Here is a 19,279-nt window from a genome sequence, read left to right on the forward strand (position 1 = left end):
CCCGCCGGAGTCAGCCGCGGGGTGGCGGGCCGGGTGCGGGGAGGCGGTTTAGGGTGAGCGGGGGAGGTCCTGATGAACCGCTTGAACGACGCCACGAGCCCTTACCTGCTGCAGCACGCGGGCAATCCCGTCGACTGGCACCCATGGGGCGAGGAGGCGTTCGCCGAGGCCCGGCGCAGGGACGTGCCGCTGCTGATCAGCGTGGGCTACTCGGCGTGCCACTGGTGCCACGTGATGGCCCACGAGAGCTTCGAGGACGCCGAGACGGCCGCCCTGATGAACGAGCACTTCGTCAACGTCAAGGTCGACCGCGAGGAGCGGCCCGACGTCGACGCCGTCTACATGACCGCCACCCAGGCCATGACGCAGCAGGGCGGCTGGCCGATGACGGTGTTCGCCACGCCCGAGGGCCATCCGTTCTACTGCGGCACGTACTTCCCGCGCCCCCACTTCCGGCGCCTGCTGGCCGAGATCCACCGCGTGTGGACCGGCGACAGGGAGTCGGTGCTGGCGCAGGGGGCCAAGGTGGTCGAGGCGCTCAACCAGAACACCGCGTTCCCGCGCGGCGCCACGCCCGGGGCGGACACGCTGGAGCGGGCCGTCGCCAACCTGCGGGAGTCGTTCGACCCGGTCGACGGCGGGTTCGGCGGCGCGCCGAAGTTCCCGCCGTCGATGGTGCTGGAGTTCCTGCTGCGCTGCGGCGAGCGCGAGATGAGCGGCCGGACGCTGGAGTCCATGGCCCGCGGCGGCATCTACGACCAGCTCGGCGGCGGGTTCGCGCGGTACAGCGTCGACGCCGGATGGGTGGTCCCGCACTTCGAGAAGATGCTCTACGACAACGCCCTGCTGCTGCGCGTCCTCACCCACTGGTGGAAGGCGGGCGGCGGCGACCTGGCCCGCCGGGTGGCGCTGGAGACGGCCGGCTGGATGCTGCGCGAGCTGCGTACGCCCGAGGGCGGCTTCGCCTCGGCCCTCGACGCCGACAGCGAGGGCGTGGAGGGCAAGTTCTACGTCTGGACGCCCGAAGAGCTGCGCGAGGTCCTCGGCGACGACGACGGGCGCTGGGCCGCCGGTCTCTTCGACGTCACCGGCACGTTCGAGCACGGCACGTCGGTGCTGCGGCTCCCCCACGACCCCGACGACCCCGTACGGTACGCCGGCGTGCGCGGCCGGCTGCTGGCGGCCAGGGAGCTGCGGGTGCGGCCGGGCCGCGACGACAAGGTGGTGGCCTCCTGGAACGGCCTGGCCGTCGCGGCGCTCGCGGAGGCCGGCGTGGTGTTCGAGCGCCCCGACCTGGTCGAGGCCGCCACGGCGGCGGCCGAGCTGCTCGCCGGCGTGCACATGGCCGACGGACGGCTGCTGCGCACCTCGCGCGACGGGCGCGCGGGCGCCAACGCGGGCGTGCTGGAGGACTACGCGAACGTGGCGGAGGGGCTGATCTCCCTCTACGGCGTGACCGGCGCGACGAAGTGGCTCCGGCTGGCCGGGACGCTGCTCGACACGGTGCTCGACCGCTTCTCCGACGGCTCCGGAGGCTTCTACGACACCGCTGACGACGCCGAACGGCTCTTCCAGCGCCCGCAGGACCCCACGGACAACGCCACGCCCTCCGGCCAGTACGCGGCCGCGGGGGCCCTGCTCTCCTACGGCGCGCTGACCGGCTCGGCCAGGTACCGGGAGGCCGCCTCGGCCGCCCTCGCCACGGTGTCGGTGCTGGCCGACCGGCACGCCAGGTTCGCCGGCTGGGGGCTGGCCGTGGCCCGCGCGGCGCTCGACGGGCCCGTGGAGGTGGCGGTCGTCGGCAGCCCCGCCGACCCGCGTACGGCCGCCCTGCACCGCGCGGCGCTGCTGGCCGACGTGCCGGGCCTGGTGGTCGCGCCCGGCGACGGCGAGACCGGCGGGGAGCCCTTCCCCGCGCTGCTGGAAGGGCGCGGCCCGGTCGGGGGCGCGCCGGCCGCCTACGTGTGCCGGGGGTTCGCCTGCCGGCTGCCGGTCACCACGGTCGAGGAGCTGCGGGCCGAGCTAGCCGGTGCCTGACGGCCGGCCCAGGTTGTCGCGCTGGGTGTCGCGGCCCTCGTCGGGCGGGCCGAGAGGCTGGTCGGGGGGCGCGGTGGGCGCGTCCTGGGGGCGCTCGTCCTGCCGGTCGCGGCCGGTCCTGCCGTTGTCGCCGGAGCCGTCGTCGGTGGGGGCCTCGGTGACCGCCGGGTCGCCGAAGGGCTGGTCGGTGTTGCCGGGGCCGGGGCTGTCCCACTCGTTCTGGTCGGCGGGCGGCGAGGACGGGTGGTCGCGGAGGTCGCGGCCGCGGTCGGGCGGCGAGTAGGAGGACTCGTAGCCGTACTGGGACGGCTCGGGGAACTCCTCGACGGGCTCGCCGGCCATGGCCTCGGTCATGAACGCCCGCCAGACCTGCGCGGGGAGCTGGCCGCCGAACTGCGTGCCGTAGCCGGGGATGGTGACGGTCTTGTCGTCGCTGCGGAACATGTTCACGGCGACGGCGAGCTGCGGGACGAAACCGTTGAACCAGACGTTCTTGGAGTCGTCGGTGGTGCCGGTCTTGCCGGCGACCGGGCGGTCGTAGAGACGGGCGGCGGTGCCGGTGCCGTACTTGACGACCTGCTGCATCGCGTAGACGGTGTCGGCGGCGGCCTGCTCGCCCACCACCTTCGTGGCGACGGGCTTGACCGACTTCTTCTCGCCCTTGCTGTCGGTCACCGACTTCACCACGTGGGCCTCCATGTGCACGCCCTTGTTGGCGAAGGTGGAGAAGCCCGAGGCGTTCTGGACGGCGCTGACCGACGACACGCCGAGCGGGAAGGTGGCGTACGCCTGCTGCCCCTGCAACTGCTCCTTGGGGATGCCCGCGGCCTCGGCCACGGCCGCGACCTTGTTCAGGCCGACCTTCTGGCCGAGGTCGACGAAGGCCGTGTTGACGGAGTTCTGGGTGGCGCTGACCAGGTTGATCTGGCCGTAGGAGCGGCCGCTGTCGTTGGGGATGGGCTTGTCGGCCGAGGCCACGCGCAGCGGCGAGTTGCCGTCGACCCTGGTGGACAGCTCGAAGCCGTTGTCGAGCGCGGCGGCCAGCGTGTACGGCTTGAACGTCGATCCCGCCATCCGCTTGGCCGAGAACGCGTTGTCGTAGTCGCCGACCTGGTCGTGGCGGCCGCCGTAGAAGGCGACGACCTCGCCGGTGGCCGGGTCGACGGCGGCCAGCCCGGTGCGGACGCTCTTCGGCGTCGAGGCCGGGATCACGTCCTTGACCGCCTGCTCGGCCGCCGCCATGAGCTTCTTGTCGAACGTCGTGACGATCTTCAGGCCGCCGCTGTTGATGGTCTCGTCGGAGTAGCCGCGCCGGTTGAGCTCGGCGGTGACCTGATCGAGCATGTACTGGCCCTGGCCCTTGAGCTCGAACGGCTTCTTGGGCGCCTTGAGCACCGGGAAGCGCTCGGCGGCCGCCTGCTGGCGCGACAGCGCGCCCGTCTGGCCCATGGCGTTGATCACGGCCTGCCACCGGGAGCGGGCCGCGGCGAGGTCGACGCCCTCGGGGTCGGCGAACCTGCTGGGCTGCTGGATGACCGCCGCCAGGTACGCGCCCTCGGCGACGGTGAGCTTGTCGACGTCCTTGCCGAAGTAGGCGCGCGCGGCCGACTGGACGCCGTTGGCGCCGCGGCCGAAGTAGATCGTGTTGAGGTACTGCTCCAGGACCCAGTCCTTCGACTTGGACTGGTCGACCTTCATCGCGATGAGGATCTCTTTGAACTTGCGGGTGACCGAGCGCTCCTGGCTGAGCCCGCTGTAGTAGTTGCGCACGAGCTGCTGGGTGATCGTGGAGCCGCCCTGGAGCTGCTGGCCGGTGACGGTGGACCAGACGGCCCGCGCGGTGCCCTTGAGCGAGACGCCGCCGTCGTTGTAGAACGAGCGGTTCTCGGCCGCGATGACCGCGTCGCGCACGTGCTTGGGCACCTTGGCCAGCTCGACGTTCCTGCGATCGACGCCCTGCCGGGCGAGCACGGTCTTTCCGTCGCGGTAGTAGATCACCGAGCCCTCAGCGGTGGCCGATTTCTGCGTGCTGTCGGGAATAGGAGTCATCGCCCAGGCAATGGCGAAAAGACCGGCAAGCACGGCGATTCCGGCACCGAAAGAGATCAACACAATTCGGAGTACGCGCCGTTTCCGCATGCCCTTTCCACCACCGCCCCGCATCCGAGACCCCCCTCTGAGACACCCTCGCCCAACCCCCGCAAGCTGGGCGAATGTCAAGGGTAAACGATCGATAACGGTGCCTCGTCCCTAAGCGATGGTACGTCTAGCGTCCCCCGCGGCGTGGAACGTCGGCGACCAAAGGCAGCACTCGGTAAGGAACCGGTGTGTCGAGTGCGATGATCGAAGAAGTCCTGAGCACCCCCTGAACATCCACGATTTGGTCGATGACGCGTTGCAGGTCGGCATTCGTCCGCGCGACCACCCGGCACAGCAGGTCCGCGCCGCCGGTGATGGTGTGCACCTCCAGCACCTCGGGGATGTGGGCCAGCCGGTGGGCGACCGGGTCGTGGCCGGAGACCTGCCTGATCTCCATGGTGACGAACGCCGTCACGTCGTAGCCCAGCGCCACGGGCGACACGTCGGGCCCGAACCCGGTGATCACACCCCTGCCCACCAGCCGGTCGAGCCTGGCCTGGACGGTGCCGCGGGCGACGCCCAGACGGCGGGAGCATTCGAGCACGCCCAGCCGGGGTTCGGCGGTCAGCAAGGAGATCAGCCGGGCGTCCAGTTCATCGATCGTCATGCTGTACACATTCTCCGACTCGGACGGGGAACGGGTGGACAGATTGTGCACTCGTTCAAGTAACTGTTGCACAACTCGTCCAGCTAAATCGAGAGTTGTCCGTATGACTGATGTCTTTCCGGTTAACGGCATGGATGCCGTGGTGTTCGCCGTGGGCAACGCCCGGCAGGCCGCCCACTACTACTCGACCGCGTTCGGCATGCGACTGGTGGCCTACCGAGGGCCGGAGAACGGCAGCCGCGACGAGGTCGCCTATGTCCTGACCTCGGGCAGCGCCACGTTCGAGTTCAGGGCCTCGATCCGGCCGGGCACGGACATGGCCAGGCACGTCGCCGAGCACGGTGACGGCGTGATCGACCTGGCCATCCAGGTGCCCGACGTGGAGGCCGGGTACGCCTACGCGGTCGCCCACGGGGCCGAGGGCCTGGTGGAGCCGTACACGCTGGAGGACGAGCACGGCAAGGTGGTGATCGCGGCCATCGCCACGTACGGCGAGACGCGGCACACGCTCGTGGACAGGTCCAACTACGGGGGCGCGTACCTGCCCGGCTACGTGCCTGCCGAGCCGCTCGTCGCGCCGCCCGCGACGAAGACGGGACGCCTGTTCCAGGCGGTCGACCACTGCGTCGGCAACGTCGAGCTGGGCAAGATGGACGAGTGGGTGGAGTTCTACCGCAAGGTGATGGGCTTCACGAACATGGCCGAGTTCGTCGGCGACGACATCGCGACCGAGTACTCGGCGCTGATGTCCAAGGTCGTGGCCGACGGCACGCGGAAGGTCAAGTTCCCGCTGAACGAGCCGGCGATCAGTCGCAAGAAGTCGCAGATCGACGAGTACCTGGAGTTCTACGGCGGCCCCGGCGTGCAGCACATCGCCCTCGCCACCAACGACATCCTCACCACCGTCGACCACATGCGCGCGGCGGGCGTGCAGTTCCTCGACACGCCCGACTCCTACTACGACGACCCCGAGCTGCGCGAGCGCATCGGGCAGGTCAGGGCGCCGATCGAGGAGCTGAAGAAGCGCAAGATCCTGGTCGACCGGGACGAGGACGGCTACCTGCTGCAGATCTTCACCCAGCCGGTGCAGGACCGTCCCACGGTCTTCTTCGAGCTGATCGAGCGGCACGGCTCGCTCGGGTTCGGCAAGGGCAACTTCAAGGCCCTGTTCGAGGCGATCGAGCGCGAGCAGGAACGCAGGGGCAATCTTTAGTTTGTCTCGACTTAGTGGTGATCATGTGGATTTCACGGGACCACCACCAGTTTCTGGGCTGATGAGGCGCCGGCGGCGGGCAGCCGCCGGCGCCTCCGTCTCGCCCGCCTCCACGGTGACGAGTAGTCGGGAGCGCGTGACCCAGCGTAAGATTCCGGTCACGGGTTGAAGGGGGCACGTTCACGTATGCGATTCACAAGACGCGGGGCAGCCGTGCTGGTGGCTCTGATCAGCATGCTCGCCTGCGCGCCCGCCGACGAGCCGCCGCCCCACGCGGCCACCGGCCGGCACGCGGGCGCGCCGGGCATCGGCGACACCGACTTCCCCCAAGACGGCAACGGCGGCTACGACGTCGCCCACTACTCGCTCACCGTCGACTACACCCCGACCGGCAAGCGGCTCACCGGCCTGACGAAGATCCGCGCCAAGGCCACCCAGGACCTGTCGAGCTTCAACCTCGACCTCACCGGCCTCGACGTCGCCAAGGTCAAGGTCGACGGCACGCCCGCCCGCTTCTCCCGCAAGGGCGGCGAGCTGACCGTGACCCCGGCCGCGCCGCTCGTCGCCGGGTCGCCGTTCACCGCCGAGATCTCCTACTCGGGCACCCCCACGCCCGCCAAGGACACCGCCAACCTGGGCACGTACGGGTTCATCCCCACCGCCGACGGCGCGTTCGTGGCCTCCGAGCCCAACGGCTCCAAGACCTGGTTCCCCAGCAACGACCATCCGGCCGACAAGGCCACGTTCGACTTCACGGTCACCGTGCCCGCCGGCCTGACCGTCGTGGCCAACGGCGAGCAGAGCGCGGCCCCGTCCACCGCGGGCGGCCGCACCACCTACCGGTGGAGCGAGCGGCACCCGATGGCCACCTACCTCGCCACGGCCACGATCGGCAAGTTCGAGGTGCGCCAGGGCCGCTCGCAGGGCGGCATCCCGACGTACGCGGCCGTCGACCCGAAGTTCAAGACCAGCCTCGACCACGTCTACAACGTCTCGGGCGAGGTCACCGACTACTGGAGCACGGTCTTCGGGCCCTACCCGTTCTCCTCGACCGGCGCCGTGGTCGACGACTACTCGGCCGGCTACGCCCTGGAGAACCAGACCAAGCCCCTCTACGGCGGTTTCGACCCCGACGAGGGCATCATCGCCCACGAGCTGGCCCACCAGTGGTTCGGCGACAGCCTGACCATCAAGCGGTGGAAGGACCTGTGGCTCAACGAGGGGTTCGCCACGTACGCCGAGTGGCTGTGGTCGGAGCACCGGGGCAAGAAGACCGCCGACGCCATCTTCAAGGACTTCTACAACCGCGACGCCAAAGACCCGATGTGGGCCTACCCGCCGGGCCGGGCCAAGCCCGGCGACCTGTTCGACGAGTCGGTCTACACCCGCGGCGGCATGGCGCTGCACGCCCTGCGCAAGGCGGTCGGCGACCCGACGTTCTTCAAGCTGCTCAAGACCTGGACCGCCGAACACCGCTACCGCAACGTCACCACGCGGCAGTTCGTCGACCTGTCCGAGCGGCTGTCCGGCAAGGACCTCGACCCGCTCTTCGACGCGTGGCTCTTCCAGCCGCGCCGCCCGACCCTCGCCTGACCTGCGCGGAAACGCTTCCCTTCGTCCAGTCCAAGTAAAGGTGTAAGGGCGAACGACGAAGGGAGCGAGGCCAGTGCGCCTCAACGAGGACCCGGTGGCCTTCGAGGCCTTCTATCGCCGCCATGTCGACGTCGTCATGCGGTTCGTGGTCCGGCGGGTGAGCGATCCTCATCTCGCCGCCGACCTGACCGCCGACGTCTTCCTGGCGGCCCTGGACTCGGCCCACACCTACGTGCCGGGCCGGGGCAGTCAGACCGCGTGGCTGTACGGCGTGGCCCGCAACGTGGTGTCGGCCCAGTTCCGCAGGTCGGCCCGGGAAGCGCGGGCGGCGACCCGGATCGCGGGGCGGCGGCTGATGGACGACGACGACCTCGTCCGGATGGAGGAGCGGATCGACGCCGAGCGCGAGATGCGCGGCGCCCTGGAGGCCATGGCGGGCCTTCCGGAGGGCGAGCGCGCGGTGCTGGAGCTCGTGGCGATCGACCAGCTCACCGTCTCCGAGGCGGCCGCCGCCCTGGGCATCAGGCAGGTGACCGCGCGGGTCCGCCTGCACCGGGCCAGACGTGCCCTTGAGAACGTCGCTTCGCCGTCGGCCGTGTACGTGGAGGGACAGGCATGAACACTTTCGAGGAGCGGTTGCTGGGCGCGCTCAAGGAGGAGATGGCGGCCGGGACGGGGCTCGTCACGACGCCGGTCGTCCGGCGGCCCCGGCGCAGGGTCGTGGGGCTTGCCGCCGCGGCGGCGGGGGTCGCCGTTGCCGCCACGGTGGCGGCCACCGGCCTGTTCGGCGGTGGGCCGGCGTACGCGGTGACCGGGACGGCCGACGGCGGGGTCGCGGTGGAGATCAACGCCTTCCGGGACCCCGGCGGGCTGGCGTCCGAGCTGGCGGCGGCGGGGGTCAAGGCGGTGGTGGACTATCTGCCGTACGGCCAGACCTGCAAGGAGCCGCGCGGGCGGCACGGGGGCGGCGAGGGGCGCTTCGAGGCGAGCATCGGCAGGAGCGGGGACGGGATCTCCTTCCGGATCGCGAAGGGCCAGGTCCCGGCGGGGCAGACCTTGGTGCTGGCGGTCACCCTGGACAGGAGCGGGCCGGAGGCCCCTCCGGTGTCCACCTCGTTGCAGGTCGTCAGGGGTGCGGTGACACCCTGCGAGCCGGCCGCGATGCCCCTCCCGCCGGCGGACGACCGGAACGACGACCGCTCCGGCACCCGGACGGGCACGGGCGACGGCGAGGGCTCCGGCGTGCACACCCAGCAGGGCTGACCTCCGACGAGGACGGCTCGGCCAGGGACACGGGCGGGTCGCGGGCCTCCGCACCCTTGGCTCGCCCCTGCCCGGCGCCTTTCCAGCGGGAGTCAGCCGCGGGAGTCAGTCGCGGGAGTCAGTCGCGGGAAGGCGGCCAGTAGGCGCCGCCGGCCAGGAGGAGGGCGGCGGCGCCCACCAGGCCGGCTTCCTGGCCGAGGGCGGCGGGCACGACCTTGAGGCGGCGGGCGAAGCCCATGCGGGCGTGTTCCCGCAGCGCCTCCTCCAGGGGGCCGAACAGCGGCTCGCCGGCCTGGGACAACCCGCCGCCGATCGTCACCAGGTCCAGGTCGCACAGGTGGGTGGCGGAGGCGATCGCGATCCCGAGCGCGCGTCCGGCCCGCCGCATCGCCAGCAGGGCCACGGGGTCGCCGGCGAGCGCGTCGGCCGCCAGTGCCCGCCCGGTGACCGCCCGATCCTCCCGGTACGCCGCCGCTCCCCCACCGGCCACGCCTTCGCCGTCCGGGGGCGGGTCTTCCGCGTCCTGTTCCAGGGGTTCCCCGGGGATGGGGGTCCAGCCTTGGGCGAGGGCCCAGGCGGTGAGGGCGGGGCCGCGGGCGACCGCCTCCAGGCAGCCGTGGCCGCCGCAGCCGCAGCGGGGGCCGCCGTCCGGTTCGACCACGACGTGCCCGATGTGGCCGGCGTTGCCCGTGCCGCCGTTGATGAGGCGTCCGTCCAGGACGAGGCCGCCGCCGACGCCCGTGGAGACCACCATGCCGAGCATGTCGGCGCTTCCTTGGCCGGCGCCCCGCCAGTGCTCGGCGATGGCCAGGCAGATGGCGTCGTTGTGGAGGCGTACCGGTAAACCGGGGAAGCGGGCGGAGAGGCGGGCGCGCAGCGGGAAGCCGCGCCAGCCGGGCATGTTGAGCGGCGAGACCTCGCCGTCGGGCCAGGTCATCGGCCCTCCGCAGCCCACGCCCACCCCTTCGGCGCGGGCCGACAGGGGGTCGATGAGGGCCGTGAGGGTGTGCCACAGCGTCTCGGCGCCGGCGTCCTGGGGGGTGGCGGCGCGCCTGGAGGTGATCACGGTGCCGTCATGGGCCACCAGCCCGGCGGCCATCTTGGTGCCGCCGACGTCGATCGCCAGGATCACGACAGCTCCGGCTCCGCGGCGCTGGAGAAGACCAGCACGGACGCCGTCAGCCCGTGCACGTGGTTGTGCCCGCCGACCGGCCCGACCTCGCCCGCGGCGAAGAAGCCCGCGACGCCGATGGGTCCCAGCGTGTCGCGCAGGGCGACCGGGTCGTGGTCGGCGGTGCCGAACATCGCCGAGCCCCGGCCGTTGCAGGAGAACAGCAGGGCGCCGTCCACCTTGCCCAGTTCCTCGCGGTGGGCGTCGAGCAGGTCGTACAGGTCCTCGTCGGCGGTGGCGGCGTCCCTGACCTGGAACCGCACGGTACGGCCGATCTCCACGATGTCCCCGATGGCCACGGCCTCGCGTTCGGGGTCGATGCCGATGACGCCCCGGATGAGGAAGTCGCCGCGTTCGTGGCGTTCGGCGTATTCGTCCATGGCCACGCCGATCTGCAGCCCGGCTGCGACCAGTTCGCGGTCGTCCTCGTCCAGCTCGCTGACGATGTCCTCCAGCCGGGCCAGCGCGGGCTGTCCGGCCAGTTCGAGCAGCAGGTTCTCCTCCGAGGCCGTGACCACCATGCTGGGGCCGATCGGGCGGCAGCCCTGGCTGACCACCGTACTGATCTTGACCGGCCCGCTGAGCAGGACGCCGATCGCGCCCTCGGTGTAGATCTTGCCGTCCGCGAACAGCCGTACGGACCCGCGGCCCTGGAGCCCGTTGGCCAGCCCGCCGATCAGCGGCAGGTCGCCGAGCACGTCGACCGAACGCTCCACGAACGCGTCGGTCGGGAAGGTGTACGGATCGGCCAGCAGGATCGCCACGTGGTCGTCCCCCGTGCGCTCGGGCAGGCCGACGACCACGAACCGGTCCTCGGCCGCCAGCGTCTCCAGCGCGAACGTGGTGAGCCTGGCCCCCTCCAGGGTGGCCGCCCACGCGCTCACCGCGGGCGTCAGCTCGACCCCCTGCCCGTCGCCGATCACCCCTGTGGCGCTGCAGCCGATCACGTGCGCCTCGGGCGCGAGCTTCATCGCCGCCTGGCCCGCTCTGGCGACGTCCTCGGGGTCCTCGCCGCAGATGAAGAAGCAGACCAGGTTCGCTTGCCCGCTGAGCCTCGACAGTGCCTGACCGACGGCGTTCTCCGCGGCCTCCACCAGGTCGGAACCCACGGCGAGGCCGTCGGCGAAGCGGCTTGTCATCAAGGCCACGCGTCTCGCCTCCCTCGACATGTGCATGTTCCCTAGGGCCGATTCTCCCCACTAAAGGGACAAGCACGCGTACGAACCGTCACGCAATGGGTCAAGATCCGAAATCTCCGCCAGATGCGAAACTCTCTGCCGCATTTCTCGCGGGGGACGTAGTCTCGTTCCCGTGCATCAGCCACGTATTCTCCGCGAGTTGCGAGAGAGCGGCCACGTTCATCGCAGCGTCAAAGCCGAGGTCCGGGAAAACCTGCTGGCCAGGCTGCGGGCCGGCGAGACCCGGTTCCCCGGCATAGTGGGCTTCGACGACACCGTTCTGCCACACCTGGAGCGGGCGCTGCTCGCCGGGCACGACCTGGTCCTGCTCGGTGAGCGCGGGCAGGGCAAGACGCGGCTCATCCGCACGATCACCGGCCTGCTCGACGAGTGGACCCCGGTGGTCGAGGGCTGCGAGATCAACGACCATCCGTACGCACCCGCCTGCACGCGCTGCAAGACGCTGGCGCGGGAGCTGGGCGACGAGCTGCCGCTGGCGTGGAAGCACCGCGACGAACGTTACGGCGAGAAGCTCGCCACTCCCGACACCTCCGTCGGCGACCTCATCGGCGACGTCGACCCGATCAAGATCGCTGAGGGGCGCACCCTCGGCGACCCCGAGACCGTCCACTACGGTCTGGTCCCCCGTACCAACCGCGGCGTGTTCTCCGTCAACGAGCTGCCCGACCTGGCCGAGCGCATCCAGGTCTCGCTGCTCAACGTGCTGGAGGAGCGCGACATCCAGGTGCGCGGCTACAACCTGCGCCTGCCGCTCGACATCCTGCTCATCGCCAGCGCCAACCCCGAGGACTACACCAACAGGGGCCGCATCATCACGCCGCTGAAGGACCGGTTCGGCGCGGAGATCCGCACCCACTACCCGCTCACGGTCGAGGACGAGCTCACGCTCATCCGCCAGGAGTCGGTGCCCGACATCGGGGCCGACGTGCCGGAGCACCTGATCGAGGTGATCGCCAGGTTCACCCGGCTGGTCCGCGAGTCCACGGCCGTCGACGCCCGTTCCGGCGTGTCGGCGCGCTTCTCGATCGCCGCCGCCGAGACCGCCGCGGCCTCCGCCGTGCGCAGGTCCGCGATCAAGGGCGAGGACCAGGCCGTCACGCGCGTCTGCGACCTGGCCTGCGTCGTCCACAGCCTGCGCGGCAAGGTGGAGTTCGAGGTCAGCGAGGAGGGCAGGGAGACCGAGATCCTGGCCCACCTGCTGCGCCGGGCCACGGCCGAGACGTTCAGGAGCAGGCTGGGCGGCATGGACCTGGCCCCGGTGACCGACAAGTTCGCCGAGGGCAACCAGGTGGAGTCCGGCGACATGGTGGCCGCGGCCGAGCTGCTGCACCAGATCGGGCCGGTCAGCGGCCTGGCCAAGGTCATGTCGAGGCTGGGCATGGGCGCCGGCGAGGAGTCCCCCGGGCACGCCGCGGCGGCCCTGGAGTTCGCGCTCGAAGGTCTCTACCTGATGCGGCGGCTGTCAAAGGAAGACCTCGACGGGGTCACGATCTACAGGACGTGAACAAACGGGCGGTTTCCCGCGTCGTAGTGTTTGGTTGATCACGACTCCGGGGGGAACCGCCCATGCGCCTGCTCATCCATGCCACCGCCGTCGGCCTCGTCCTGGGCGGCCTCGCGCTTCCCGCGCACGCGGCCCGCGTCAAGACGGCCGCCAAGACCGCCTACGGCTACGCCTGGGCCGACGGCAAGGGCAGCCTCCGGATCGTGCCCATGAAGCCCGCCAAGGTCCGACGCGGCGGCAACGTGCTCTACAAGCTGACCCCGGTCACGGGGGCCGAGGAGCTCAGGCTCGACTACACCCGTGCCGCCTACAGCCGGGTGACGACGGCCTGCGACCTGAAGGAGACCGAGGGGCGGGTCGCGCTCGACCGCGACGGGCTGGGCCGTACGGCGTGCAAGCCCTCCCAGCTCACCGCCGGGCTCCGGGAGGGCGCGGTCCCGCTGCGCGTGGAGTACGAGGGTGGCAAGGCCGTGAAGGCGCAGGAGTTCCTGCTCGACGCCTGGCCGGAGCCGGTCACCGCGCGCGGCTCGATCAGGCGGATCGACGACGCGACGGTCCTGTTCAGCACCGGCGGCAAGCAGATCAAGCTGGGCTACACGTACATGACGTCCTTCTACCGGGCCACCTCCCGCTGCGGCGACCGCTGGGTGTCCGGCAAGCCGGCCGGCGTCGACAAGCGCGGGCTCGGCACGCTGCCCTGCGGGTCGGCCGACCTCGCCAAGGCGCTCAAGGGGGCCGGGCGCGCCGTCCAGGTGCAGGTGAGTTATACGCCCGACGCGAACAGCGCGGTCGAGGTGTGGGAAGTGGCCAGGCGTCCGTAGACGGGCGGGGGCGGGTTGGGGTTAGCGTGGAAGCGTGATGGCCTTCCGCTACGGCGAATACCACAACGGCCCCGACCCCCTGGCCCCCCCTTATGACGTACGCGCGGCCCTCGACGAGATGGGCGACGCGATCCTGTCCGGTTCGACGCCGGTCCACGCGCTGCGCGACCTGCTCAAGCGCGGGCTGCCCGGCAGCCAGGACCGGCGGGGGCTCGACGACATGCTCAAGGAGGTCCGCAGGCGGCGCAGGGACCTGCGCGAGCGCGGGCGGCTCGACGGCACCCTGGAACGCGCGCGGGCGCTGCTGGACAAGGCGATCGGGCAGGAGCGGGCCGAGCTGTTCCCCGACCCGTCCGACGACGCGCGGCTGCGTGAGGCCGGGCTCGACGGGCTGCCGGAGGACACCGCGAGCGCCATCCAGGAGCTGAGCACGTACGAGTGGCGCTCGGCGGCGGCCCGGCAGACGTTCGAGGAGCTGCGCGGCCTGCTGCGGCGCGAGGTGCTCGACAGCCAGTTCAGGGGCCTGCGGGACGCGCTGGCCAACCCCGACCCCGAGGCCATGGCCCGCGTCCGGGAGATGATGTCCGACCTGAACGACATGCTGGACAGGGACACCAGGGGCGAGCACACCCAAGAAGACTTTGACGCCTTTATAGCGAAATATGGCGATTTGTTCCCAGAAAAGCCCCGGGACCTTGAGGAGCTCGTCGACATCCTGGCCCGGCGGGCCGCCGCGACCCAGCGCATGCTGGCCTCGATGACCCCCCGCCAGCGCGAGGAGCTGTCCAACCTCATCAACCAGACGCTCGACCAGGCCGGCCTGTCCGACCAGATGCGCCGCCTCGGCGAGGCCCTCCACGCCCGCCGTCCCGACCTGGCCTGGAACGCCCCCGAGCGGCTGACCGGCGACGAGCCCCTCGCCATGGGCGACGCCGTCACCGCCCTGGAGGAACTGGCCGACCTCACCCAGCTGGAGACCGCCCTGCGCCAGGACTACCCGGGCGCGCGGCTCGACGACATCGACGAGGCCGCCGTACGCCGCGCCCTGGGCCGGGCGGCGGTCGACGACCTCGACGCGCTCAAGCGCATCGAACGCGAGCTGGAGGAGCAGGGCTACCTGCTGCGCCGCCGCGGCAAGCTGGAGCTGACCCCGAAGGCGGTCCGGCGGCTGGGCGAGACCGCGCTGCGGCGCGTGTTCTCCTCCCTCGACGCGGGCCGGCGCGGCGACCACGACCAGCACGACGCGGGCTCGGCCGGCGAACTGACGGGCTCGACCCGCCCCTGGCGCTTCGGCGACGAGCAGCCGATCGACGTCGTCCGTACGCTGGTCAACGGCGTGCGCAGCGGCGGCGTGGCGACCGCCCCGCAGGACGGGCGGGCCCGGGTGCGGCTGTCCGTCGACGACTTCGAGGTCTCCGAGACCGAACGCCGCAGCGCCGCGGCGGTGTGCCTGCTGGTCGACCTGTCGTACTCGATGGCCCTGCGCGGCACGTGGGCCGCGGCCAAGCAGACGGCGCTGGCCCTCCAGGCGCTGGTGGCCTCCAAGTTCCCGCAGGACGCCGTGCAGATCATCGGCTTCTCCAACTACGCCCGGGTGCTGCAGCCCGACGAGCTGGCCGGCCTCGACTGGGACATGGTCCAGGGCACCAACCTGCACCACGCCCTCCTCATCGCCGGCCGCCACCTCGACCGGCACCCCGACTTCGAGCCTGTGGTGCTGGTGGTCACCGACGGCGAGCCGACCGCCCACCTCATGCGCAACGGCAGGTCCGCCTTCGAGTGGCCGCCGTCGCACGAGACGCTGGAGCTGACGCTGTCCGAGGTCGACAAGATGACGCGACGGCGCGCGACGATCAACGTCTTCATGCTGGCGGCCGACGACCGGCTGAAGGAGTTCGTGGACGAGGTGGCCCGCAGGAACGGCGGCCGGGTGTTCTCGCCCAGCGCGGACAGGCTCGGTGAGTACGTCGTCAGCGACTTCCTCCGCCTCCGCCGCTCCCGCTGACAAAAGAGGCGGCACGGCCTGCCGCCACTTCTCAGGCGTCTGGCGCGGCCGGCCCGCACCAGACGCTCACTCCGTCGTACGGCTGAACACTCGGCGAGGATGGGGGGTCGGAGGCCCTTGCCCTTCGGAAGGTGTCAGGCTTCGATCAGGCGGGCGTAGAAGTCGAGGGCCACGTCGAACCCGTCGCGGCAGTTGCGATGGGACCGGTAGCAGGGCCGCCAGGCCGAGCTGGCCCCCACCCCCGCCCTCGCGTCCACAAGAGCCGACGGCACGCGCTCCGGCCGGGGCAGCAGCCCATGGCCCAGGTAGCGGACGCCGGTCAGCTCGGTGTGCGCGCCCGCCCCGCCGGCGACGAAGCGGCCGAGCCGCCAGCCGCTCTCCTCGTCCCACACCAGCGCGTGGCCGTCGGTCAGCTTGACGGTGGCGTCGCGCGGATCGCACGGGCCCTCCCACCAGTCGGCCACCTCGGCTCCAAGCAGGTCGACGACGCGCTCCACATAGCCGGCCGGCTGCTGCAGCCACTCGTCGGTGTACGGCTCGACATGCCTGATGGCCACGGACGGCACCCCCTTGTGCCCTAAAGGTAAGAAAAAAGCGACGGTGACCAACCATACCCGTGGCGAACTTATTCCGTTGCACGTCCGTCTAGTCATTACGGACGATATTTACGTCAGACACGGGGAAGGAGGGGAGCCCATGATTGCCACGATCCTGCTGATCATCCTGATGGCCGTCGCGGTGGCGGCCACGGAGCTGATCATGCGTTGCTCCTCGCAGGTTAAAGAGAGTGTCGAGCCGCCGACCGAGATCGTCGGGGACTAGTCTCAGGCGCATGTCCCTGCTTCTGTGGCTGCACATCGGCTTCGCCATCTTCACGATCGGCCCGCTGACCGCCGCGACGATGGCCGCTCCCCGGGCCATCCGCAACAACAACGTGCCCGTCCTGCGGAACATCCAGCGCACGACGAGGATCTACAGCCTCGCCTCCTTGGGCGTGCTGGTGTTCGGGGTGGCCGTGGGCATCGCCGCCGGGAACGGCGTGCTCGGCCTGTGGTACATGACGGCGTCGATGACGCTGTTCATCGTGGCCATCGTGCTGCTGGTCATCATCGACCGCGACCTGCGCACCGCCCTCCGCGCTCTCGAGAGCGAGAACGCGGAGGACGACGCGAAGGTGCAGACCGGACGGATCGCGGCGATCAGCGGCCTGCTGGCCGTGATCTGGCTGGTGATCCTCTTCCTGATGGTCGTCCCGACGCCCTAGCCGAGGGCCTGGGTGAGGTCGGCGAGCAGGTCGTCGACCGTCTCGATGCCGACCGACAGGCGCACCAGGTCGCTCGGCACCTCCAGGGGCGAGCCCGCCGCGGAGGCGTGCGTCATCCTGCCCGGGTGCTCGATGAGCGACTCGACGCCGCCCAGCGACTCGCCGAGCGTGAACAGCTTGGCCCGGTTGCACACCTCCACGGCCTCCGCCTCGCCGCCCGCGACGCGGAAGGACACCATGCCGCCGAAGCGCCGCATCTGCTTGGCGGCGGCCTCGTGGCCGGAGTGCTCGGGCAGGCCCGGGTAGAGCACCTGGGTCACGCGCGGGTGCGCGAGCAGCAGGTCGACGACGCGTTCGGCGTTGTCGCAGTGGCGGTCCATGCGCACGCCGAGGGTCTTGAGCCCGCGCAGCGTCAGCCAGGCGTCGAACGGGCCGGCCACCGCGCCCATCGCGTTCTGGTGGTAGGTCAGCTCGTCGCCGAGGCCCTTCTCGCCCGCGATCAGCGCGCCGCCGACCACGTCGGAGTGGCCGCCGATGTACTTGGTGGTGGAGTGGACGACCACGTCGGCCCCGAGCGCCAGGGGCTGCTGCAGGTACGGCGAGGCGAAGGTGTTGTCCACGACCAGCAGCGAGCCGTTCCCGTGGGCCAGCTCCGCCAGGGCGGCGATGTCGGCGATGCCGAGCAGCGGGTTGGTCGGCGTCTCGACCCAGACGATCTTCGTCTTCTGCGTCATGGCCGCCGCCACCGCGTCGAGGTCGTGCAGCGGGACCGGGTCGTAGTGCAGGTCCCAGCGCTCGTGCACCTTGGCGAACAGCCGGTACGTGCCCCCGTACGCGTCGTTGGGGATGATCACGTGATCCTGCGGCCTGCACACCGTGCGCAGCAGGGTGTCCTCGGCGGCCAGGCCCGAGGCGAAGGCCAGCCCGCGCGCGCCGCCCTCGACGGCGGCCAGCGCCTCTTCCAGCGCCGCCCTCGTGGGGTTGGCCGAGCGGCTGTACTCATATCCCGAACGCAGGCCGCCCACGCCGTCCTGCTTGTAGGTGGACGTGGCGTAGATCGGCGGCACGACCGCGCCGGTCAGTGGGTCGGGCTCCTGACCTGCGTGAATCGCCAGGGTCTCAAAACCGTTGGTCATAGGCCCCACGTTAACGGAAAGCGGCCCGCGATCCGTTCCCCGACGGATCGCGGGCCGAAGGCGGGGCCGTCCCCCGACTGCGCCCGCCCGGACCCGCGCGCCATGCCCGCGCGGGCCACGTTCATGAGGGGCTCAGGCCGCCCTGGGCTCGCGGGCCGTCCCGGCCGTCGCGGCAGTCGCGGCCGGGGCACTGAGCCGTACGATCTCCACGTCGATGTGGCGGCCGCTGCCGCCCTCCGCGTCCTCCCCGTTGATGCGGGAGAGCAGCACCGGATCGGCCAGCGCGAGCAGCGCCGTGACGACCAGTCCCAACCCCAGCAGAACGAACCCGATGACAACCATGTCCTGTCCCCCTTCCGACGTGTTCCAGCATCGCCGAGTGGCCTCCGCCGCCGCCTCCGCTGAAGGGCTGGTCCGCGGGCGACCGGGTCGGCCGATCGGTTGATACGAGTTGTCCGACTTCCGGCCTACTCTCGTGGCGTGGGGGATTCGAAGGGCGTCGTGTACTGGGTCCGGCGGCTGAGCGAGATCGCGATGCTCGGCTGGCTCGGCATGATGCTGCTGCTCGACCTGGTCATCGCCGTCGGCACCGGCGGGCTGCAATGGTTCGTACCGGTCTGCGGCGCGGTCGGGATCGCGGTCGTCGTCCTGCGTCGCCGCCACCGGCTTGAGGGCTTCTGCGCGTTGCTGGGGCTGTCCTTCGCCGTGTCGGCGGTCATCGGGTCGGTCGACGCGCCGGGCGTGCCCGGCATGGCGGAGACCGGATCGCTGCTCATCCTCCTCATCGGCGTGCTGCGGCACGTGGAGCCGGTACGGCGGGCGGCGGTGCTGACGCTCGTGGGGCTGGTCGTGCTGATGGCCGAGTCGGCCGGGCGCGACTATCGCACGGCGGGGCTGGCGTTCTCGTTCCTGCTGTTCGCGGGGTGGTCGATGGCCGTGGGCATCGGCGGCTACCTCCGGTTCCAGCAGGAGCGCCGTACCGAGGCGGTGCATTCCGTACGGCGGTCCGAACGTCTCGAACTGGCCAGGGAGCTGCACGACCTGGTCGCCCACCACATCACCGGCATCGTCGTCCAGGCCCAGGCCGCCCGTACGGTCGCCGAGAACAAGCCCGAGGCCGTGCTGCCCGCGCTCGACGCGATCGCCTCGGCCGGGTCGGAGGCGCTGACCTCGATGCGGCGCATGGTCACCGTCCTGCGCACCGAGGACGAGGCGGACCGCAGGCCCGGCACGACGCTGGCCGACCTGCGGCTCCTGACCGAGCGGTTCTCGGTCGAGGGGCCGAGGGTGGCGTTCGAGATCGGGTCCGGCATCGACGACCGCACGC

The 19,279-nt window shown here is 71.2% G+C and carries 17 protein-coding genes and 1 pseudogene; 11 read left to right on the forward strand and 7 right to left on the reverse strand.

Going from position 1 to position 19,279, the window contains the following annotated elements:
- Positions 1–72: 72 nt before the first annotated feature.
- Complete coding sequence (locus tag ACIHAD_RS28190) at positions 73–2,037, forward strand: thioredoxin domain-containing protein (protein ID WP_397357637.1); 1,965 nt, start codon at positions 73–75, stop codon at positions 2,035–2,037.
- On the opposite strand, the gene ACIHAD_RS28195 is transcribed toward ACIHAD_RS28190, so the two are convergent.
- Both ACIHAD_RS28195 and ACIHAD_RS28200 read right to left on the reverse strand, forming a co-directional pair.
- Positions 2,023–4,086 (reverse strand): transglycosylase domain-containing protein, encoded by a 2,064-nt coding sequence (locus ACIHAD_RS28195; RefSeq protein ID WP_397357638.1) that lies wholly within the window; start codon positions 4,084–4,086, stop codon positions 2,023–2,025. The two genes, ACIHAD_RS28190 and ACIHAD_RS28195, sit on opposite strands and share 15 nt — an antisense overlap.
- Positions 4,087–4,303: 217 nt before the next feature.
- Positions 4,304–4,783 carry an Lrp/AsnC family transcriptional regulator gene (locus tag ACIHAD_RS28200; protein WP_357704037.1) on the reverse strand — a complete coding sequence of 160 codons (480 nt, stop codon included), beginning with the start codon at positions 4,781–4,783 and terminating at the stop codon, positions 4,304–4,306.
- Between the two features lie 130 nt (positions 4,784–4,913).
- On the opposite strand from ACIHAD_RS28200, the gene hppD reads away from it, so the two are divergent.
- The 4 genes from hppD (at position 4,914) to ACIHAD_RS28220 (ending at position 8,852) form a co-directional block, all read left to right on the forward strand.
- The gene (gene hppD, locus ACIHAD_RS28205) at positions 4,914–5,996 is read left to right on the forward strand and encodes a 4-hydroxyphenylpyruvate dioxygenase (protein WP_397357639.1); all 1,083 of its coding nucleotides are present in this window, start codon (positions 4,914–4,916) and stop codon (positions 5,994–5,996) included.
- A gap of 186 nt (positions 5,997–6,182) precedes the next feature.
- Positions 6,183–7,589, forward strand: a complete 1,407-nt coding sequence (locus ACIHAD_RS28210; protein ID WP_397357640.1) for a M1 family metallopeptidase — start codon at positions 6,183–6,185, stop codon at positions 7,587–7,589.
- 73 nt (positions 7,590–7,662) lie between these two features.
- Positions 7,663–8,208 carry an RNA polymerase sigma factor gene (locus tag ACIHAD_RS28215; RefSeq protein ID WP_397357641.1) on the forward strand — a complete coding sequence of 182 codons (546 nt, stop codon included), beginning with the start codon at positions 7,663–7,665 and terminating at the stop codon, positions 8,206–8,208.
- On the forward strand, positions 8,205–8,852 hold the full coding sequence (locus ACIHAD_RS28220; protein ID WP_397357642.1) for a hypothetical protein: 648 nt from the start codon (positions 8,205–8,207) through the stop codon (positions 8,850–8,852). The genes ACIHAD_RS28215 and ACIHAD_RS28220 overlap by 4 nt, the downstream gene beginning before the upstream one ends.
- 118 nt (positions 8,853–8,970) lie before the next feature.
- Here ACIHAD_RS28220 and ACIHAD_RS28225 read toward each other — a convergent pair whose 3' ends face one another.
- Positions 8,971–9,984, reverse strand: a complete 1,014-nt coding sequence (locus ACIHAD_RS28225) for an ROK family protein (protein WP_397357643.1) — start codon at positions 9,982–9,984, stop codon at positions 8,971–8,973.
- Entirely contained in the window at positions 9,981–11,162 is a 1,182-nt protein-coding gene (locus ACIHAD_RS28230) for an FIST N-terminal domain-containing protein (protein ID WP_357708870.1), read from the reverse strand. The genes ACIHAD_RS28225 and ACIHAD_RS28230 overlap by 4 nt, the downstream gene beginning before the upstream one ends.
- A gap of 172 nt (positions 11,163–11,334) precedes the next feature.
- Between ACIHAD_RS28230 and ACIHAD_RS28235 the strand changes: the two genes are divergently transcribed.
- From ACIHAD_RS28235 to ACIHAD_RS28245, 3 genes are all read left to right on the forward strand, one after another.
- On the forward strand, positions 11,335–12,726 hold the full coding sequence (locus ACIHAD_RS28235) for a sigma 54-interacting transcriptional regulator (RefSeq protein ID WP_397357644.1): 1,392 nt from the start codon (positions 11,335–11,337) through the stop codon (positions 12,724–12,726).
- Between the two features lie 62 nt (positions 12,727–12,788).
- On the forward strand, positions 12,789–13,547 hold the full coding sequence (locus ACIHAD_RS28240; protein ID WP_397357645.1) for a hypothetical protein: 759 nt from the start codon (positions 12,789–12,791) through the stop codon (positions 13,545–13,547).
- Between the two features lie 37 nt (positions 13,548–13,584).
- Positions 13,585–15,552: a VWA domain-containing protein gene (locus ACIHAD_RS28245; RefSeq protein WP_397357720.1), complete on the forward strand. Its 1,968-nt coding sequence runs from the start codon at positions 13,585–13,587 to the stop codon at positions 15,550–15,552.
- A gap of 134 nt (positions 15,553–15,686) precedes the next feature.
- On the opposite strand, the gene ACIHAD_RS28250 is transcribed toward ACIHAD_RS28245, so the two are convergent.
- Positions 15,687–16,109: a DUF6292 family protein gene (locus ACIHAD_RS28250; RefSeq protein WP_397357646.1), complete on the reverse strand. Its 423-nt coding sequence runs from the start codon at positions 16,107–16,109 to the stop codon at positions 15,687–15,689.
- A gap of 139 nt (positions 16,110–16,248) precedes the next feature.
- Here ACIHAD_RS28250 and ACIHAD_RS28255 point away from each other — a divergent pair, with 139 nt between their 5' ends.
- Positions 16,249–16,374, forward strand: coding sequence for a hypothetical protein (locus tag ACIHAD_RS28255; RefSeq protein ID WP_357708775.1), 126 nt, complete (start codon positions 16,249–16,251; stop codon positions 16,372–16,374).
- 10 nt (positions 16,375–16,384) lie between these two features.
- On the forward strand, positions 16,385–16,816 hold the full coding sequence (locus ACIHAD_RS28260) for a DUF2269 family protein (protein WP_397357647.1): 432 nt from the start codon (positions 16,385–16,387) through the stop codon (positions 16,814–16,816).
- Here ACIHAD_RS28260 and ACIHAD_RS28265 read toward each other — a convergent pair.
- On the reverse strand, positions 16,813–17,952 hold the full coding sequence (locus tag ACIHAD_RS28265; RefSeq protein ID WP_397357648.1) for a cystathionine gamma-synthase: 1,140 nt from the start codon (positions 17,950–17,952) through the stop codon (positions 16,813–16,815). The two genes, ACIHAD_RS28260 and ACIHAD_RS28265, sit on opposite strands and share 4 nt — an antisense overlap.
- Positions 17,953–18,084: 132 nt before the next feature.
- A complete protein-coding gene (locus ACIHAD_RS28270; protein ID WP_397357649.1) occupies positions 18,085–18,294 on the reverse strand; it encodes a hypothetical protein in 210 nt (69 codons plus the stop codon).
- A 588-nt stretch (positions 18,295–18,882) separates the two neighbouring features.
- On the opposite strand from ACIHAD_RS28270, the pseudogene ACIHAD_RS28275 reads away from it, so the two are divergent.
- A pseudogene (locus ACIHAD_RS28275) lies at positions 18,883–19,149 on the forward strand (histidine kinase); the annotation flags it as partial.
- Between the last annotated feature and the right edge of the window lie 130 nt (positions 19,150–19,279).

Source organism: Nonomuraea sp. NPDC052265, assembly GCF_044547985.1.
Lineage (GTDB): Bacteria > Actinomycetota > Actinomycetes > Streptosporangiales > Streptosporangiaceae > Nonomuraea.

What these genes read in the sequence shown, in the direction of transcription:
- ACIHAD_RS28195 (WP_397357638.1), bottom strand. Translation starts at nt 4,086, where the DNA reads ATGACTCCTATTCCCGACAGCACGCAGAAATCGGCCACCGCTGAGGGC.
- ACIHAD_RS28265 (WP_397357648.1), bottom strand. Translation starts at nt 17,952, where the DNA reads ATGACCAACGGTTTTGAGACCCTGGCGATTCACGCAGGTCAGGAGCCC.
- hppD (WP_397357639.1), top strand. Translation starts at nt 4,914, where the DNA reads ATGGATGCCGTGGTGTTCGCCGTGGGCAACGCCCGGCAGGCCGCCCAC.
- ACIHAD_RS28190 (WP_397357637.1), top strand. Translation starts at nt 73, where the DNA reads ATGAACCGCTTGAACGACGCCACGAGCCCTTACCTGCTGCAGCACGCG.
- ACIHAD_RS28230 (WP_357708870.1), bottom strand. Translation starts at nt 11,162, where the DNA reads ATGACAAGCCGCTTCGCCGACGGCCTCGCCGTGGGTTCCGACCTGGTG.
- ACIHAD_RS28245 (WP_397357720.1), top strand. Translation starts at nt 13,585, where the DNA reads ATGGCCTTCCGCTACGGCGAATACCACAACGGCCCCGACCCCCTGGCC.
- ACIHAD_RS28260 (WP_397357647.1), top strand. Translation starts at nt 16,385, where the DNA reads ATGTCCCTGCTTCTGTGGCTGCACATCGGCTTCGCCATCTTCACGATC.
- ACIHAD_RS28255 (WP_357708775.1), top strand. Translation starts at nt 16,249, where the DNA reads ATGATTGCCACGATCCTGCTGATCATCCTGATGGCCGTCGCGGTGGCG.
- ACIHAD_RS28200 (WP_357704037.1), bottom strand. Translation starts at nt 4,783, where the DNA reads ATGACGATCGATGAACTGGACGCCCGGCTGATCTCCTTGCTGACCGCC.
- ACIHAD_RS28270 (WP_397357649.1), bottom strand. Translation starts at nt 18,294, where the DNA reads ATGGTTGTCATCGGGTTCGTTCTGCTGGGGTTGGGACTGGTCGTCACG.
- ACIHAD_RS28220 (WP_397357642.1), top strand. Translation starts at nt 8,205, where the DNA reads ATGAACACTTTCGAGGAGCGGTTGCTGGGCGCGCTCAAGGAGGAGATG.
- ACIHAD_RS28210 (WP_397357640.1), top strand. Translation starts at nt 6,183, where the DNA reads ATGCGATTCACAAGACGCGGGGCAGCCGTGCTGGTGGCTCTGATCAGC.
- ACIHAD_RS28240 (WP_397357645.1), top strand. Translation starts at nt 12,789, where the DNA reads ATGCGCCTGCTCATCCATGCCACCGCCGTCGGCCTCGTCCTGGGCGGC.